Genomic DNA, 16,219 nt, shown 5'->3' on the forward strand with positions numbered 1-16,219 from the left:
AGGAGTAGTCAGCAATGCCAGCACGTTTCACCAACAAGGTCGTCCTCATCACAGGCGCCACCTCCGGCATGGGCCGGGCCGCCGCCGGGCGAATCGCCGCCGAGGGCGCAAAGGTCGTCCTCGCGGCCCGTGGCAAGGAGGCCGGCGACGCGCTGGCCGCCGAACTGCGCGCCGGTGGAGCAGACGCCGTCTTCGTACCCACCGACGTGACAGCCGAGGCCGAGGTCGCGGACTTGGTCCAGCAGGTCGTCGACAGGCACGGACGCCTCGACGGGGCCTTCAACAACGTCGGCGCGGCCACCGCCGTCGGCCCGCTCACCGACATCGACAGCACGGCCTGGAACGCCGACCTGGCGCTCAACCTCAGCAGTGTCTTCTTCAGCCTGAAGTACCAGCTGCCAGTGCTGCAAGCATCCGGCGGCGGCGCGATTGTGAACAACGCCTCCAACCTCGCAATCACCGGAGCCCCCGGCATGGCCTCCTACAGCGCCGCCAAGCACGGCGTCGTCGGACTCACACGGTCGGCCGCCCTCGACGTGGCCGCTACCGGCGTACGTATCAACGCGCTCGTCACCGGCGGCGTCGACACCCCCCTGCTCCGCAACAACATGGGCCTGCCGCCGGAAGAGGCCGTCCGCGTGGCCGGAGCGTTGCACCCGATCGGGCGGATCGCCCAGCCGGACGAGATCGCGGCGTTCGTGGCCTTCCTCCTCAGCGACGAAGCGACGTTCATCACCGGAGCCGCACTCGCCATCGACGGCGGCATGACCGCCGCATGACAGATGCCGGACGGTACTGCGGGTAAAGCCGCCCACAAGGCAAGTGGCAGCACCGGCGCCGACCGCGACCGGCTGCGATGCGCCCGCTGGTGTCAGCGGGGTGGCGCCAGTGACGGTGCGTCAAATTGATGGGTTCGTGCTGGCGGTGTGAGTGGGTGACGCGGATGCCACTGACATGTGGGTGATGTCAGGCGTGGCTGTCGCTGTCGTGGGCCGGTACATCCCCGAGTGCCTGACTGTCGTGGAAACGGGTGTTTCTGCTCCCTGTGGCTTGTCCGGGGGCGAGGCCGGCCACGCGTAGGCCGGTTCGGTGGCGGGGGAGCGCATGGTGGTGGAGGAGCGGGTCGGTCTGCCGGATGCGGGGCGTGGGGGAGTGCGTGGGCCGGCGGTTGGCCAGTTGCTGGGGCCCCGGCCGTAGGACCGTGAAGCCGAGCTACTCGTAGTAGGGGCCCAGGATCATGCGGGGCCGGCCGCAGGCATCTGACTCCGGCCCGGCACAATGCGTGCCGAGCCGGAGTCAGATGAGGCCTTCCCGGCTTCGGCGCTACGCGGCGCGGCCTCGCCGGACGAGCCCGGCTGTCACGTCCAGGACGAGGAACCCGATCAGCGTGATCCCCAGAACGGGCAGTGCCCAGCCGAGGGCGACGACGGCCGGAACGCCGATGATCAGCACCGGCAGGGGCAGCTGCCGCCACGTCCCCCGTGCCGGAGCCTTGCCGAAGACCGCCGTACGGTCGTCACGCATGGGGCGCCGCTGCCACCACATGCGGTAACCCCACACAATGACGAAGACCAGACCGAGCGCGATCAGCGCCAGCAGGATCTGGTTGGCGAGGCCGAAGAGCAGGCCCATGTGGCCTTGGACGCCGAGCTTGCTGAGCTTGGCCAGGGCGGGATAGTCGGACCACCGGCTCTCGGCGGTGACCTCACCCTTGACGGGGTCGACGGCCACCTGGTCGTACTGCACCGGCCAGCGGTTATCGTCCTGAGCCACGGTCCAGGCGCTCACCGCGTCCTCGGGCGGCGTCAACTCCACCCGGCCGCCCAGCCCGGCGTCGCGCGCCACAGCGAGGACTGCGTCGAAATCAGCGGGGTCCGTCGACGCCGAGTCGTGGCCCGTGCCGTGCCCGGCGTGCCCCGCGTGCTCGCCCTCGGTTGTCTCGGCCCCGCCGGGCAGCGTGGTGACCAGCTCCGGCGCCTGGCCCTTGGCTGCATCCAGCAGCTGCCCGAAGTGGTCGCCGGCGTAGTGGGACCAGGTCAGGCCGGTGGCGCTGAGGAAGAACAGGCCGATAGCGAGCCACACGCCGGTGGCCGCGTGCCGACTGCGAGTACGCCGTACGCCCCGGGCGGAGCGATCGGGCAGCAGAACGCCGCGCGCCGACCTGACGCGCTGTCCCCGGGCGCGTCCCAGCCACAGGACAAGCCCCCCTGCGACGATCACCCAGAGCCAGCTCGCGGCGACCTCCGAGTAGAGCCGGCCGGTCTCACCGAGGTGCAGATTGCGGTGCAGGTCGTCCAGCCATGTGGTGAGAGGCGTCGAGCCGTACCAGGTCGTCAGTTCGCCCTGGACCTTGGCGGTGTAGGGGTCGACGAAGACGGTGCGCTGTTTGTCGCCCAGCTCCGGCAGCGACAGCACCACCCGCGTGGTGTCCTCCGGTCCGGGCGGGGTGATCACCGAAGCCAGCGTGCCTTCCGGGTGGGCGTCCCGGGCCGCCGCGATCTGTTCCGTGAGCGGGCGCGGCCCGTTGCCGACCTGCTCCACCCGGAGCTGGTCGCCGTAGACGAGCTGGTCGAGCTGGGGCGTGAAGGTGTACGCCAGCCCGGTCAGCGCGGCCACGAGCAGAAAGGGGGCGACGAATACCCCGGCGTAGAAGTGCAGCCGCACGAGCAGCGCTCGTACACCCCTCCACGAACGACCTGGCTGCGAGGCGCCGGCCTCCGCGGCGGGCGACGGCCCGGTGGGGCCGGCAGCTTCCACCACGGCCGTTACGGCCTCACCGCGGTCGTCCCTCGGTGCTTGTTCCTGTGTTGAAGACATGCGTGCATCCCCAATCGGCACCCGGCGCGCAAGGGCGCGGGCGCCCGCGAAGTCAACGATTCGGTCCGCCACAAAGGCGGTACGGCGTGACACGGCTGCCGCAGCCGAAGCGCCCGAAGGGCGCCGGGCAGGCGGTGCGTGCGGGCACGCCGGACTGCGCCCGTCACCGCGACAGAGCGGGACGGACGGTCAGAAGCAGATCGCCGCCTTCGGTGGGCCCCGCCGCGTGACGCTGTGCCACAGGGCTGCCTGATGGGGCAAGCGCGAGGGGATGTGGAAGGACGCGGGGCTTGCGGGGGCCGGGGGTGTACTGACGGCGACGTGGACGCGCCAGGCCCTGTGCAGGGGAGCGAAGACGAACAGGGCCAGGGAGCGGGCGAGCTGGAAAGCCGCAGCCTCGCCGCGCCAAAGCCATAGCCCGCACAGCACTGCGGCGAGGACGTGGGCCAAGGCCATGCCGGTGGACCAGCCCCCCATGGCTGCGGAGGTCATGGGCATCGCATCCATGGCCTGATGGCCAACAGCCATCTCGCCGGTACTGGTGGGCGCGGCGGCGAAGGCCTGAGCAAGGCTGAACCAGCCGTGCAGGGCGAACTGCGCCACTACCGTGGCGCCTGTCACCGCTGAGGCACCGCGCTCACCGCGTCCGGCCACCCACCAGGCTCCGGCGGTCGTGGCGGCGAACGCATACCCCACCGCCCAACCCGGCACCGTCCGTAACATCAGGGCGTGACCAAGGCCCGCCGCCGCCACACACACGGCCGCGAACACCGCGGCACGCGCGAGGCGGAAGACGGGCCCGGACGTCATGAGCAGCAATGGTGCCATTCAACACCGAAATGGCGACAGACCGCCGAGCCCCTCACCGTGACCAACAAGGGCCCCCGTTCGTCACCCTCGGCGGGCCCAAGCGCCTGCGCGTACCGGATGCTGCTCCCGCACCCGAGGCCACAACTTGCGCCCAACTGCGCCGGCAAGCAGGCTCCCTGACCGCCGGAAAGTCACGCACCTTCAAAAAAGGGGCGGCGCAGCCCGATCGCGACGACGGCCGTGGCGGCCCGTCAGGTACGGCTCGGCTCCGGCTCGGAGAGAAGCGCTGTCGCGCGGCGGGGGAGCAGCAACGGAGTCGCCAGCAGGAGCACGCCGGCCAGGCCGATGGCCGTACGCGGGCCGAGAAGGCCGCCCAGCACGCCCCAGACAGCCGTCAGGAGCGCGGTCGTGGCCTTGGTCGTCACCGCCCAGGCGGACAGTGTGCGGGCGACCCGGTCGGTCGCGGTGCGCTCGAGGCGGTAGGTGGCGCAGACGGGGTTGAAGACCCCGCAGCAGAAGATGAGCCCGAGCTCGACGCCCATCACCAGCAGCAGCCCGCCGGCGCCCGGCCCCAGGAAGGCCAGGCCGACGGGCCAGAGCGCGCGCAGCGCCCCGGCCACGACCAGGACCTGGTGCCGGCCGAACCGGGCGACGAGCGGCCGGGCCAGCCGCGAACCGAGCAGCCCGCCGATCGAGGGCGCGGCGAAGGCGAGGCCGTACTGCCACGGTGCGAACCCGAGTCGGCCGAGCATCAGGACGGCCAGCAGCGGCTGGGCGGCCATCACCAGGCCGTTGAACAAGGCGGTGTTGAAGAACAGCGGACGCAGCGTCGCGTCGGCGAGGATGTACCGCCAGCCGTCGAGCAGGTCCCCGGCCCGCATGCGCGCGGCCTCCCGGCGCTCGGGCCGCTGCTCGTGCCCGCCCGTCGCGCGGATACCCAGGGCCGAGAGCAGGTAGCTGACCGCATCGGCCACCACCGTCGCCACCGGACCGAGGAGCCCGATCGCCGCGCCGCCCAGCGGCGGTCCGATGATCGTGGTCGTCCAGGTCGTGGACTCGAACCGGGCGTTGGCGACGAGCAGGTCCTCGGCCGGCAGCAGCGTCTTGAGATACGCGCCGGAGGCGGCGCGGAAGGTGATGTCGGCCGCCGCGACGACGACCGAGACCAGCAGGAGCTGAAGGAACGTGAGGACGCCGAGCGCGAACGCGGCAGGGATCGTCAGCAGCGCCGCGAACCGCACCAGGTCCATCGCGATCAGCACCGGCCGCTTGCGGCGGAACTCCACCCACGGGCCGAGCGGCACCGCCACGGCCGCGCCCACCGCAGCCCCCACGCAGGAGAGCGCGGCGACCTCGGCCGGCCCGGCGTGCAGCACCTGGATGGCGATCAGCGGGAACGCGCCGAAGGCGAGCCACGTGCCGAGCGCACTGGTCCCGTACGCTCCCCAGAGCCACCCGAACTGCGGCCCCAGCCGATGTCCGAGCAGATGTCCCAGCCGGTGCCCGCTCCTCATGCCCGATGCCCCTCGCACTCACCCTGCACAACCGATCCGCGATCGGAAGCATCAAAGCGAGCACCACAACCAGGAATCAAACAACCACAGAGCCGTCAGCCACAACCAATGGTTGTGTCCATAGGGTGTCTGCATGGATCTCGACACCGTCCGGACCTTCGTCGCCGCCGCCGACGCGGGGCAGTTCCAGGAGGCCGCCGCCGAGCTCGCGGTCACCCAGCAGGCCGTCTCCAAGCGCATCGCCGCGCTGGAGCGCACCCTCGGCGTGCGGCTGTTCACCCGCACCGCGCGCGGCGCCGAACTCACCATCGACGGGCAGGCGTTCCTGCCCCACGCACGCGAGCTGCTGCGCGTCGCCGAGCGCGCGGTCGCGTCCGTGCGCACCGGCCGCCGTCCGCTGCGCGTCGACGTGATCGCCTCGCGCGGCGCGGCGGCGGGCCTGCTGCGCGGCTTCCACCGCGCACACCCCGAGATCGACCTCGACGTGGTGATGCTGTTCGACATCGAGACAGCCGTCGCCGCCATCCGGTCCGGTGCGATCGACGCGTCCTTCCGCGCCGTCGCCGTACCCGGCCGGCCCCTTCCCGAGGACATCGAGTCCGTCCGGGTGCTCGACGAACCGCTCCAGCTCCTCACCGGCCCCGCCCACGCGCTGGCGGGCGCCCGGTCGGTGCCCCTCGCTCAGCTCACCGGACACCGGATCTGGATGCCCGGCATCGTCCCCGGTACCGAGTGGGCCGCCTACTACGACGACCTCGTCGCCGAGTTCGGCCTCACCATCGAGGCGACCGGCCCCAACTTCGGCTCCGACGCGCTCCTGGACACCATCGCCGACACCCCGGCCCTGGCCACCTTCATGGGCGAGCACACCCGCCTCGTCTGGCCCACCGACCACGGCCTGCGCCGCATCCCGGTGACCGACCCGACGCCCGTCTACCCGCACTCGCTCCTGTGGCACCGCGACAACCCCCACCCGGCGCTGACCACCCTCCGCGCCCACCTCGCCGCCACAACGGCCGGCCACGACGCCACCGGGACCTGGGCGCCGAGCTGGGTGACTGCGCGCTGAACGCCGCCGCGTCTTCGAGCATCGTGGCCGGATCGACGGACGGTGACAGCAGGGCGGACACCGCAGTACAGGAATACCGCCCCGCCCGCACCGCAGCACCTGACGTTCCCGGACTCCCTGGAGTGGACTGGGCAAGGTACACCGGGGACGAGAGCCCAACGGTCACCCTCTCCCCTCACGGTGCGGGGCTTCGACGCCCTCTTCTTGCGCATGCCGCACGTGAGGGAAGAGGAGCCGGGCCTCGACGGTCCCACTGAGCATCGGCGGACCGAAGCCGGCGGCGGTGGATCGCCCATCCGAATCGCAGCTCGAGCGCAGTGGCCCGGTTCACGGGTCCGTGATTGGACGCACTTCTGCTTCTCGGTGAGGGAGCAGCGGGGGAGTGTTGGTGACGAGTCGGACAAGGTGTTCGGCGAGGTCGGCGTCGAGGGGGGAGCCGGTCATGAGTCGTCGGTAGAGGATGGTGCCGGCCCAAATGTCCTGAACGAGGTCGGTGTCGAGGTTGTGGGGCAGGTCGCCGCGTTGGATTCCGCGGCGCAGTGCTGCGGCGATGTTCTCGCGTTTGCGGGACAGGAAAGCCTCCCGGAACCGAGCCATGAGTTCGGGGTGGGGGAGAAGGCCGCCGGCCAGTGCGGGCAGTGAGGCGGCCATGTCCTCGTTGGCGTAGTTGTCGATGGTCATGTCGACGGCGTGGCGCAGTTCGGCGTGGGTGTCGCCCTCATCGGGGATCTCCTCGGCGCGGAAGATCTCGGCGAGCGCGTCGGCGACGAGCGCCTCCTTGCTGGGCCACCAGCGGTAGATGGTCGATTTGCCGACGCCCGCGGCCGCCGCGACGGCTTCGATGGTCAGCGCCGGGTACCCCTGTCCCGACAGGACACCCCGTGTCGCGTCGAGGATCTTTGAAACAGAACGCGGCCCGCCGGTAACCGAACCTGAGGAGAAGACGAGTGCCATGAGTAGAACGATACGTATCGTTTCACTCATGGGTCAAGGCGTGCTACCGTCGCGTCCATCGATGAAACGATACGTATCGTTTCGGTCTGTCTCTTCCCGAAGGACATGGCATGAAGGGTTACACCGTCCCCCTGTCTCCCCGTGGCATCGCGAACCTGGCGCCCGCCCCGCCGTGGCACTACGCCGGCACCGTGGTGGGCGTGGAGTTCTTCACCGACCCGGCCGCCGCCGCGGCGACTCTGCCCGAGGGCCTGACCCCGGACCCGGACTCCGCCGGCCGCGGCGTCGCGATGTTCATCGACTGGCAGTACTCCTCCACCGGCCTGGAGTACCTGGACCCCGCACGCTCGCAGTACCGGGAGTTCTTGATCACCCTGGACGCCCGCTACAACGACACCCCCGTGGCGTGGTGCCCCTACATCTACGTCGACAACGACTCCGCCATGGCCCGTGGCTGGGTCCAGGGCTTCCCCAAGAAGCTCGGCGCCGTCCACCAGACCCGCGCCTACTCCGTCGGCGGCCCCGGCACCCCGGTCCTCGGTCCAGGCGGACAGTTCGGCGCCACCGCCTCCGCGGCCGGACAGCGCATCGCCGAAGCCAAGATCACCCTGGAACAGCCGGTCCCTGACCCCACCGCCCTGATGAACCGCCCCGTGATCAACCTCCGCCACTTCCCCCGCCTGGCCGCCGGACAGCACGACAAGCCCGCCGTCCACGAACTGGTCATGTCCGTCCTGGACGACACCGCCATCAGCGACGCCTGGGTCGGCACCGCCGACCTCGCCTTCCTCCCCGCCCACGGCGAAGAACTTGCCGACCTGCCCATCCAGCGCACCGGCAAGGGATTCCACTTCGACCTCGCCTACACCGTCACCGACCTCAAGTCCCTCGCCGACCACAGCAACTGACCACCCCGCACGCCACGAGCGCCCCGCCGCCGGCCCTCACCCCGGGGTCCCTCCTGCACCACGAACCATCCCCACGCAGCCGTGCCCCCCGATGCCTTGGGGGGCACGCCCACAGCTCTCACAGCTCCCACAGCTCAGGATTCGACATGCCCATCTACACCTGCACCACCGCCCAGGGAACGCTGAGGGCCGGCGTCAAAGGCGACCTGGCCGCCGAGATCACCCGGATCCACGCCGAGGTCAATCACGTCCCGCCCGCCTACGTCAACGTGGTCTTCTCCGAACTGCCCCAGGACAGCGTCTACGTCGGTGGACAACCCGGGGCGCCGCTCCTGATCGGCGGCTGGGCACGCCGGGGCCACCCGCAGGAGGAGACGACCCGCCTGGCACTCGAACTGTCGGCGGCCGCTTCCCGCATCACCGGGATACCCGAACGCCGCATCCTGGTAGTGATCCAGGACAGTCCCGCGCGTTCCGCGGTCGAAGCCGGCCACGTCCTGCCCGACCCGGGGCAGGAGAAGGAATGGCTGAGACAGCACGAGGCGTAAAGCCGCGGCCGGGACGACAGCCCGTGGGTCCTTATCCGACGTAGCGTCGCCACCCGGCGGCCGGGGGACCAGAGGAACGATTCCGCGGTACCGAAACTCGATCCACTACCACCGGCAACCGCTTCCGGACGGCGGTCATGTCCCAGTTTCGGCGAGCTGCCAGGCAGTCCGCCCAGCTGTCGTTGCCGAAGACCGGATGCCGGCCGCGGTGGCCGTGATCGCTGTCGTACCGACCCTGATGGCGTGCGCGTTCGGGGCGTTCCTCGTCCACGCGTACCAGGGGCTGCGGGAGCCGCTGGGACCATAGGTTCACCCGGCATCTCTGTGTGCAGCCGGCACAACCATCCTTGCCGCTCGGGGGTCACATCAAGTGGGAGCAAACCGCTCTCGGAGACGCAAGGGGGAAATATGGGAAGCGTGCGTAATATCGCGGCTGTTGGGGCGTTAACCACACTGGTGGTGGGTGCCACGGCCGTGTTCGGCACGACCGCCTCTGCCGCACCCAACGTCACACCGCAGGGCGTCTGCGGCAGTGCCTACAAGACCGTGAACTCAGTGCCTGTCGGCTCGCTGGGCACCGTCTATCTGACGTACAACGCCTCGAACGGCAAGAACTGCGTCGCGACCATCCGCGCCAACCCGGGCACGGCCAAGGCCATGTCCACGTACATCTACGTACCCGACACCGACGAGTGGGCCGGGGACTCCGGGTACTACAAGTCGTACGCGGGGCCGGCCTACGTCTACGGCAAGGCCCACTGCGTGAGTTGGGGCGGCAACATCGCCAACGTGTACGTGTCGGTGGAAAACTCCAACTGTGCAGCGCTCAAGGAATACCGGGTCACCGAGATCCGCTGATCCGGTTCATCACCCGGCCACGAGGTCCCGCGCCGCCGCTACCCGGAATCCGACCGCCATACTGCTGACGGTCGACGGGAAGGTATCCATGAGCCGCAGGCGGGGCGGGATCGGTGCGCAGCGAGTCTTGAGACACGCTTTACGCGACGCACGCAACTGCGGTCCACGCCGTTGCCGTCTGACAGGGAGTCGGGCCCGTCAGGGCTGTGGAACGAGAGAGCGGGGCACGTCGTGAGACGGCACAAGGGCGGCATAGGGATCGCACTCGTCACGGGTGTGATGCTGGTGGGCGCGAGTGCCTGCGGCGGGGGCGGCAGTCACAAGGCGAGCGGGGACGACGCAAAGGCGTCGCGCAAGCCGAGCGCGAGTGTCTCGCCGTCACCGACAAAACCCGCGGGTCCGCCGATGCTGCTGGAGACGATCACGCCACAGACGGGAACCACTGTGGGTGTGGCCATGCCGATCTCGGTGATCTTCACGAACCCGGTCGCGGCCAAGGCGCGGGCCACGGTGGAGAAGCACATGAAGGTGAGCGCCTCGCAGCCGGTGCCCGGCGCCTGGCACTGGTTCGGCGACAAGCGCGCCGACTGGCGGCCGAAGGAGTACTGGCCCTCCGGTACGACGGTGAAGATCGACGCCGACATGAAGGGCGTCAGCAACGGCAACGGGCGCTACGGCGTGCACAGCTACACGCACACCTTCAAGATCGGTGACGATGTGCGCGCGGATGTCTCGGTGACCGGCCACACCATGAAGGTGACCCGGAACGGCAACGTGGTGCGTACCCTGTCGATCAATGCGGGCAGCGCCCAGTATCCGACGTGGAACGGCACGATGGCCGTCATCGACAAGCAGGAGAAGGTCCACATGACCTCCTGCAGCGTCGGTATCAGCTGCGACAAGGGCAACCCCAACTACTACGACCTGACGCTGCCCTGGGACGTCCACCTCACCCAGTCCGGCACATACGTGCACTACTCGACCGGCGACCCGAATCCGGGCAGCGGCAGCGCCCGCGGCTCGCACGGCTGCGTCCACCTGTCCCTGTCGGACGCCAAGTGGTTCTACGGCCAGGTGAAGCAGGGCGATCCCGTCACCATCACCGGCTCGCCCCGTGCCAAGGCGCCGGCCGACAACGGCTACGCCGCCTTCAACCTGGGATGGGACCAGTGGCTCGCGGGCAGCGCCTCCGGGGAGGGGACGACCGCGACGCTGTGACACGCTGCGGTGGCGGCGCCGGTCCGCAAGAGCCCCGGAGACGGCCCAGGCGCGCCCCCGGCCGGTGGCCCCGCGGCCGACCAGGATGCGGGCCATCCGGGCGAGGCGCCGGACCCGTACGGCATGGTGCCCAGGGCCGCGGCGCCCCGCGGCGGATGCTGATGCCTCCCCCTGCAGGAGAGGCCCGTGAGTGATCCCAGCCCCCGAGTGACCCCGAGGCCGGCATCTCTCGCAGCAGGCGACATTCCCGCTCCCGGGGTCATCGGCATCGGACTCGCCGCGGTGCTGACGTTCGCGCTCGCTCAGGGCTCGTGGCAGTGGTTCGCCACGTTCATCGGGGTGACGCTCCTTGCAGTGATGCTCGCCTTCCAGCGACGGGCGGAGTGGACGCCGGGCATCGGCTCGGCGTACATGCGCGGCCTGGTCGCGTACGCCCTGGTCGTCGGCCTGTGCGTGGCAATCGCACTTGCACCCATGCTGCAGCGCCGGGCCTGGCTGTTCCCGATGCCGGGCACGCGCAGCGAGTGCGAGCTGATGGGCAGGTACGAGGCCCTCCAGGTGAAGGCCGCGCTGGGGAACCTGGCCGGCAGTGACGGTGCTGCGCTGGCGTTCACGCAGGAGGTCCAGGCCCGCAAGGCCGTTGCCGAGTGCCTGGCGGCCACGACAACTCTGTGGCTGCCCCTGTACGGGCTGGGGGCGGCGGTGCTGGTGGGGGCGGCTACGTGGTCCCGCGATCGGGCCCGGGCCCGGCCCGGCCCCGTCGGCTGCTGAGGTTCGGGTGCGGGCCGGTGCGGCCAGTTCGCCGATGCTGCACGGGGCCAGGTTGCCCGGACTGTCCTTCAGGTGTGCCCACACGCCCTCGGCCGGGTTGAGGTCGGGCGTGTACGAGGGGAACGGAAGACCGGTCAGCCGGCTGCGGCCCGCGAACAGCTCGCGCAGCGCGGCGTTGACGCGATACGGCCGAGACCGACTTTCGCAACAGGTCCTGGGCGGGCCGGGGTGACGACGGGGTCGGTCAGTTCGCCCACCACTGTTGGGGGCGTTGGGCGTGAGGGCCTGGAGACAGGGCTCCGTGGCCTCGTAGGTCAGGTGAGTGCAGAGTCGGTGAGTTCCGGACGCAGGGGCGGCCGGTGTGGCAGTGCGCTCGGGGTGGAGGTGCGCAGCCCGTCGAGGGTCAGTTCGAGGTAGCGGCGCCAGGCTTGCGGCTGCGTAGCGAGCAGGGGCGCTGCTGTCTGGTGGATGCCGCCGAGCAGCAGCACGATGTCCGTTCCGGTGATGTCGCTGCGGATGGCGCCTTGTTCGCGTGCGCGAGCGGTGAGTGCCTCGACGGCGACGCAGAGTTCTGCGATCGCATCCCGCACCTCGGAGTGCTGCAGTGACGGGCGCCCGATCACTTCGCAGAAGGCGCGGTCGGCGGCCAGCGCCTCGACGCCGTTGGTCATGAACTCCCTCAGTGCCGCGGCCGCGTCGTCGGCTTCGAGGGCGCGGCCTGCCGAGCCGGCGAGCCGGTCCAGCAGCCGGAGCATGATCGCTGCCAACAGGTCTTCCTTGGTGGGGAAGTGTCGGAACACGGTGCCTTTGGCGAGGCCTGCGCGCTGGGCGATCTCGCCCATCGACGCTTCCAGGCCGTGTTCGGCGAAGGCTGCGGCCGCGGCGTCGAGCAGGAGGCGTCGATTGCGCACCATGTCCGCCCGCTGGCCGGGAGTGGTTGTCGCTGCAGTCATCGGTGCCTCCTTCTGCTGTGCACTTCGCCTGGCGCCGGCTGCCCAGCACCCCTGGCGGCCCGGGCTTCGAACCACTGACTCCCCGGGAGGGAAAACGTGAGCACCACCCTGGAAGGAAAAGTCGTCCTCGTTACCGGCGCGTCCTCGGGCATCGGCCGGGCCACCGCACTCGCCTTGTCGAAGTCGGGAGCCCGGGTTGCAGTCGGAGCTCGGCGGACCGATCGGCTGAAGACCCTGGCGGAGGACGCCTTTGGCGAGATCCTCCTTCTCGAACTGGACGTCACCGACCGCCAGTCGGTGAATGATGCGGTCGCGGCAACCGTTGAGCACTTCGGAGCCCTCGACGTCCTCGTGAACAACGCGGGCGTCATGCTCAGCAGCCCGGTCCTCGGCGCGGACACCACCGAGTGGACTCGTATGGTCGAGACCAACCTGCTCGGATCGATGTACATGGTCCACGCGGCTCTGCCTCACCTGCTTGAGACCAAGGGCTCGGTGGTGCAGGTCTCCTCGACATCGGGACGGGCGGCATCAGCCACGAGCAGCGTGTACGCGGCTACGAAGTTCGGCATCAACGCCTTCTCCGAGGCGCTGCGGCAGGAGGTCACCGCGCAGGGCGTGCGCGTCGTCGTCATCGAGCCTGGATTCGTCGCGACCGAGCTCACCAGCCACATCACGGACCCGGCCATCCAGGCCGCGGCCAAGAGCATGGCCGAGTCGATGCGAACCGTTCCTAGCCAGTGTGCATAAGTGAGTCCTGGACCCACCTATGTGTTCTGGGTGCATCCCGAACGGTGTTGGATGCACTGGGTTCCCGCTTTCGCGTCCCGTTCGGCTGCACGTCTCCGGGGGCGTGGTCCGTGGTGGGTGGGCGGGTTCCCTCACGCCCTCGTGCATCTGGTCCGGCCTGGGCGGTCCGATGCCCGACACGATCACTCCGGTCGTGTGGGGGCGGTGTCGTCCGACGCCGGATCGGGTGTCCGAGGGCGCGTCGTCCGATCGCGATACCGGCGGCATCGTGACGGGACATTCTGCGGTGCGGGGTGGTCAGCGGTTTCTGCCAGTGCTGTCCACCCCACATCGACGTGTAGCCGGGGTCGACCGCGACGATCGCGAGGCCTTGTTCGGCGGCCATGGAGACGAGCCGGGCCTTGAGTTTGCCGGTCGGGATGCCGGAGATCAGCTGCCGGAACTTTTTGCGGCGGCCGTGTTTCTCCCTCGTCTTCTCGGCTTGGAAGTCGAGGTCTTCGATGCCGATCGCGGTGACGCCGGTCTGCTTGGCCCAGTTGATGAGGCGGGTGAGGGCGTGGCGGATCTGTGCGTCGCGGTGGGTGGTGGTGCCGGACAGGTCGTAGGCGAAGCGGTGCGGTGCCCCGACCGGGTTGCCGTGCGGGTCGAGGCGGTAAGCGGCGAAGTGGTCGGCATTGGTGTCGACGCCGATCATGCCGTGGGCCCGGGCGGTCTCCCACCCGATGGTCTGCACGAGGGGGCGTTGCCAGGACGCGGTCAGATACCAGCGCCCACGGTCCACGTCGAGGTGGACGCGGTAGGCAACAGCCCGGTTCGCGGCGATGCGGTCGGCCCATTCCATACCCCGGTGCGCGAACGCCACGGTGGTGGTGAGGGTGTAGCGGCCGTGCGGGGTGTTGGCCAGGTGCGTGAGGGGGGCGGGTAGCTTGATGGACACCTGGCCGTCCGGAGTGACGCGGATCGTTTCGTTCCCGAACCGCTTCCCCGACTCACCGTCCGCCGCAAGAAACCAGCGTTCCGCCTCCCACCGCTCCCGCCACTGCTTCTCGGTGAGCCCCGCCGCGGAGAGATGGTGGCGGGTGTTGAGCAGGCGTTTACCGCCCCGCACCACACGGACCCGTCCCGTACGCCAGTCCGCGACCACCGCCGTGTGCCGCGACTGAAGGGCGTTGAGGCGACGCGACTTCTGGAACCACTCTCCCTTGGACCGGTAGCCACCGGCTGCCCGCTTGGTGCCCTTCTGTCCGATGGGGAGGGACAGCCGGTGCCGCAGCGTTCTGATCCCGGCATCGAGGGTGCGGATGCGCGCGGCCTGACAGCGACGGGCGAGCGCCCACTGATCGTGCGTGGCCTTCGTGATCGCACCCGCGATCCGCGACGACGACTCCCTCGTCAGCTCCCGCTTACGCGATGCCCACGTATCAGCACTGTGATCCAGACCGTCCGCGCAGCGGGCCTTGAGGTCATGGGAGGCGAGCGCGCCCTGGTGTTCACCGACGGCTCGCAGGACCCTCTCGTCCTGGGGTGTGAGGTGCTTCAGGCGGTCCCGCACCGCCACTCCTGAAGGACCCGGCACCACGAACGACGCCGCCAACTCCCGCACACCACCCACCACAACACCCCCAAGAACCTGCGCACCTGCCACTCAGCACAACGAGAAACCACCACCAAGGTCACCCATTCGACTCCAGAACTCCCATTCCGATCCCTGCCGGCCCACCACCGGACTCACTCCCGGGCGCTACAACTCACTTCCGCACACCAAACCGACAGCAGCTCGCAACCCTCCAGCCCGAGGACATCGCCGCCGCAGTCGTCTACGCAGTCACCCAGCCCGAACATGTCGCCGTCAACGAGATCCTGATCCGGCCGACCGACCAGACCCGATGAACCTGGGGCGATCCCGCAGCCGGACCGTGCCGCGGCAGGGCTGCGGGCCGCTTCGCCGGTGACCTCACACGCCCACGTCCGGCCCCAGAGCCCGCGCTGTTCCCGCTCGCGATTGCCGCCCCCCTGACCGCCCGTCGGCCGTGAGCTGGCCGCGCGCCTGGCCGGGACCCCGGCAAACCGGGCCGCGTCGATCAGGTGTCCGGTCGTGCGATGTGTGTCTGGATTGCGCAGTGTTGTGGCTGTTACCGATGGGCGTGCTGCTGGATGGGTGGCTCACAAGGTGGTGCGGCAAGGCGTGCGGGCGAGCTGGAAATGGCTTGCTCCCGGCTGTGGGGCGGGTGCGTGCATCCGGCAGTCGGTGTCAGGGTCACGTCCGGGCGCGGTGTGTGATTCACGCAGTCGATAGTTACGGAAATATCCGCATTCAGTAACGCGGACCGGTGTTGCTGTCGGCGGTGGGGGAGGTGCCGCAGGCTGTGGGTTCTCGGCCTGAAGGGCCGGGGCCCGCACCGCGCGGCATGGCCCTTGACCAGGTCCTGGGCGCCTTTACTTGAGAGGACGTCAATGTCTGCTTCCCGTACCGTCCGCCGCATTGCCGCTACCGCTCTGGCGGCCGGTTCCGTTGTCGCCGTGGTGGCGATGCCGGCTTCCGCCGACAGCAACCACGGCCACGGGTACGGCCGCCACCAGTCGTACTCCAACGTCGTCCTCGGCGACATCCAGTACGACAGCCCCGGTCGCGACGACTGGTCGAACCAGTCCCTGAACAGGGAGTGGGTGGAGGTCACCAACACCGGCCGCCGCGCGGTCGATCTGGACGGGTGGACGCTCTGGGACCGTGAGGGCAACCTGTACCGCTTCGACGACCTGCGCCTGGCGGGCCGGGCCACGGTCCGTGTCCACACCGGGCGCGGCGATGACACCCGCCGGGACGTCTACCAGGACAGCCGGGACTACATCTGGAGCAACTACGCCGACAAGGCCACCCTGCGCGACGACCACGGCCGCACCGTGGACACCCACTCCTGGGGCTACCGCCGCTGACCCGACCCTGCCACTGATTGCATCTGATCCGGCGTGCCACCACCCGCACAGGGCGGTGGCACGCCGTACGTCAGGGCGGCCCCCCGCTTGGGTGGCCTCGTGCCGACGATGCATG

Annotated in this window: 15 protein-coding genes and 1 pseudogene; 9 read left to right on the forward strand and 7 right to left on the reverse strand. The window is 69.9% G+C overall.

Annotation, left to right across the window (positions count from 1 at the left end; translation table 11 throughout):
- Positions 1-14 precede the first annotated feature (14 nt).
- Complete coding sequence (locus OHA88_RS42735) at positions 15-779, forward strand: SDR family oxidoreductase (RefSeq protein WP_328623877.1); 765 nt, start codon at positions 15-17, stop codon at positions 777-779.
- Positions 780-1,323: 544 nt separating this feature from the next.
- Here the strand turns inward: OHA88_RS42735 and OHA88_RS42740 are convergent.
- The 3 genes from OHA88_RS42740 to OHA88_RS42750 form a co-directional block, all read right to left on the reverse strand.
- On the reverse strand, positions 1,324-2,817 hold the full coding sequence (locus OHA88_RS42740) for a PepSY-associated TM helix domain-containing protein (RefSeq protein ID WP_328623876.1): 1,494 nt from the start codon (positions 2,815-2,817) through the stop codon (positions 1,324-1,326).
- A gap of 189 nt (positions 2,818-3,006) precedes the next feature.
- Positions 3,007-3,627: a hypothetical protein gene (locus tag OHA88_RS42745; protein ID WP_328623875.1), complete on the reverse strand. Its 621-nt coding sequence runs from the start codon at positions 3,625-3,627 to the stop codon at positions 3,007-3,009.
- A 251-nt stretch (positions 3,628-3,878) separates the two neighbouring features.
- Positions 3,879-5,141: an MFS transporter gene (locus tag OHA88_RS42750; protein ID WP_328623874.1), complete on the reverse strand. Its 1,263-nt coding sequence runs from the start codon at positions 5,139-5,141 to the stop codon at positions 3,879-3,881.
- Positions 5,142-5,274: 133 nt separating this feature from the next.
- On the opposite strand from OHA88_RS42750, the gene OHA88_RS42755 reads away from it, so the two are divergent.
- On the forward strand, positions 5,275-6,210 hold the full coding sequence (locus OHA88_RS42755; RefSeq protein WP_328623873.1) for a LysR family transcriptional regulator: 936 nt from the start codon (positions 5,275-5,277) through the stop codon (positions 6,208-6,210).
- A 327-nt stretch (positions 6,211-6,537) separates the two neighbouring features.
- On the opposite strand, the gene OHA88_RS42760 is transcribed toward OHA88_RS42755, so the two are convergent.
- Positions 6,538-7,164, reverse strand: coding sequence for a TetR/AcrR family transcriptional regulator (locus OHA88_RS42760; RefSeq protein ID WP_328623872.1), 627 nt, complete (start codon positions 7,162-7,164; stop codon positions 6,538-6,540).
- A 110-nt stretch (positions 7,165-7,274) separates the two neighbouring features.
- On the opposite strand from OHA88_RS42760, the gene OHA88_RS42765 reads away from it, so the two are divergent.
- From OHA88_RS42765 to OHA88_RS42785, 5 genes are all read left to right on the forward strand, one after another.
- Positions 7,275-8,072: an acetoacetate decarboxylase family protein gene (locus tag OHA88_RS42765; protein WP_328623871.1), complete on the forward strand. Its 798-nt coding sequence runs from the start codon at positions 7,275-7,277 to the stop codon at positions 8,070-8,072.
- Between the two features lie 146 nt (positions 8,073-8,218).
- Positions 8,219-8,620 (forward strand): tautomerase family protein, encoded by a 402-nt coding sequence (locus OHA88_RS42770; RefSeq protein ID WP_328623870.1) that lies wholly within the window; start codon positions 8,219-8,221, stop codon positions 8,618-8,620.
- Positions 8,621-9,028: 408 nt separating this feature from the next.
- Positions 9,029-9,478: a spore-associated protein gene (locus tag OHA88_RS42775; protein WP_328623869.1), complete on the forward strand. Its 450-nt coding sequence runs from the start codon at positions 9,029-9,031 to the stop codon at positions 9,476-9,478.
- A gap of 279 nt (positions 9,479-9,757) precedes the next feature.
- Positions 9,758-10,696, forward strand: coding sequence for a L,D-transpeptidase (locus tag OHA88_RS42780; protein ID WP_267008254.1), 939 nt, complete (start codon positions 9,758-9,760; stop codon positions 10,694-10,696).
- 186 nt (positions 10,697-10,882) lie between these two features.
- Positions 10,883-11,467, forward strand: coding sequence for a hypothetical protein (locus tag OHA88_RS42785; RefSeq protein ID WP_326624073.1), 585 nt, complete (start codon positions 10,883-10,885; stop codon positions 11,465-11,467).
- A gap of 3 nt (positions 11,468-11,470) precedes the next feature.
- Here the strand turns inward: OHA88_RS42785 and OHA88_RS44790 are convergent.
- Both OHA88_RS44790 and OHA88_RS42790 read right to left on the reverse strand, forming a co-directional pair.
- A pseudogene (locus OHA88_RS44790) lies at positions 11,471-11,653 on the reverse strand (IS630 family transposase); the annotation flags it as partial.
- A gap of 128 nt (positions 11,654-11,781) precedes the next feature.
- Complete coding sequence (locus OHA88_RS42790) at positions 11,782-12,420, reverse strand: TetR/AcrR family transcriptional regulator (protein WP_328623868.1); 639 nt, start codon at positions 12,418-12,420, stop codon at positions 11,782-11,784.
- Positions 12,421-12,516: 96 nt separating this feature from the next.
- On the opposite strand from OHA88_RS42790, the gene OHA88_RS42795 reads away from it, so the two are divergent.
- Positions 12,517-13,170, forward strand: a complete 654-nt coding sequence (locus tag OHA88_RS42795; protein ID WP_328623867.1) for an SDR family NAD(P)-dependent oxidoreductase — start codon at positions 12,517-12,519, stop codon at positions 13,168-13,170.
- Here the strand turns inward: OHA88_RS42795 and OHA88_RS42800 are convergent.
- Positions 13,154-14,782, reverse strand: coding sequence for a transposase (locus OHA88_RS42800; protein WP_328623866.1), 1,629 nt, complete (start codon positions 14,780-14,782; stop codon positions 13,154-13,156). The two genes, OHA88_RS42795 and OHA88_RS42800, sit on opposite strands and share 17 nt — an antisense overlap.
- Before the next feature lie 842 nt (positions 14,783-15,624).
- On the opposite strand from OHA88_RS42800, the gene OHA88_RS42805 reads away from it, so the two are divergent.
- Entirely contained in the window at positions 15,625-16,104 is a 480-nt protein-coding gene (locus tag OHA88_RS42805) for a lamin tail domain-containing protein (protein WP_267007481.1), read from the forward strand.
- Positions 16,105-16,219 lie beyond the last annotated feature (115 nt).

This window comes from Streptomyces sp. NBC_00353 (assembly GCF_036108815.1).
GTDB lineage: Bacteria > Actinomycetota > Actinomycetes > Streptomycetales > Streptomycetaceae > Streptomyces.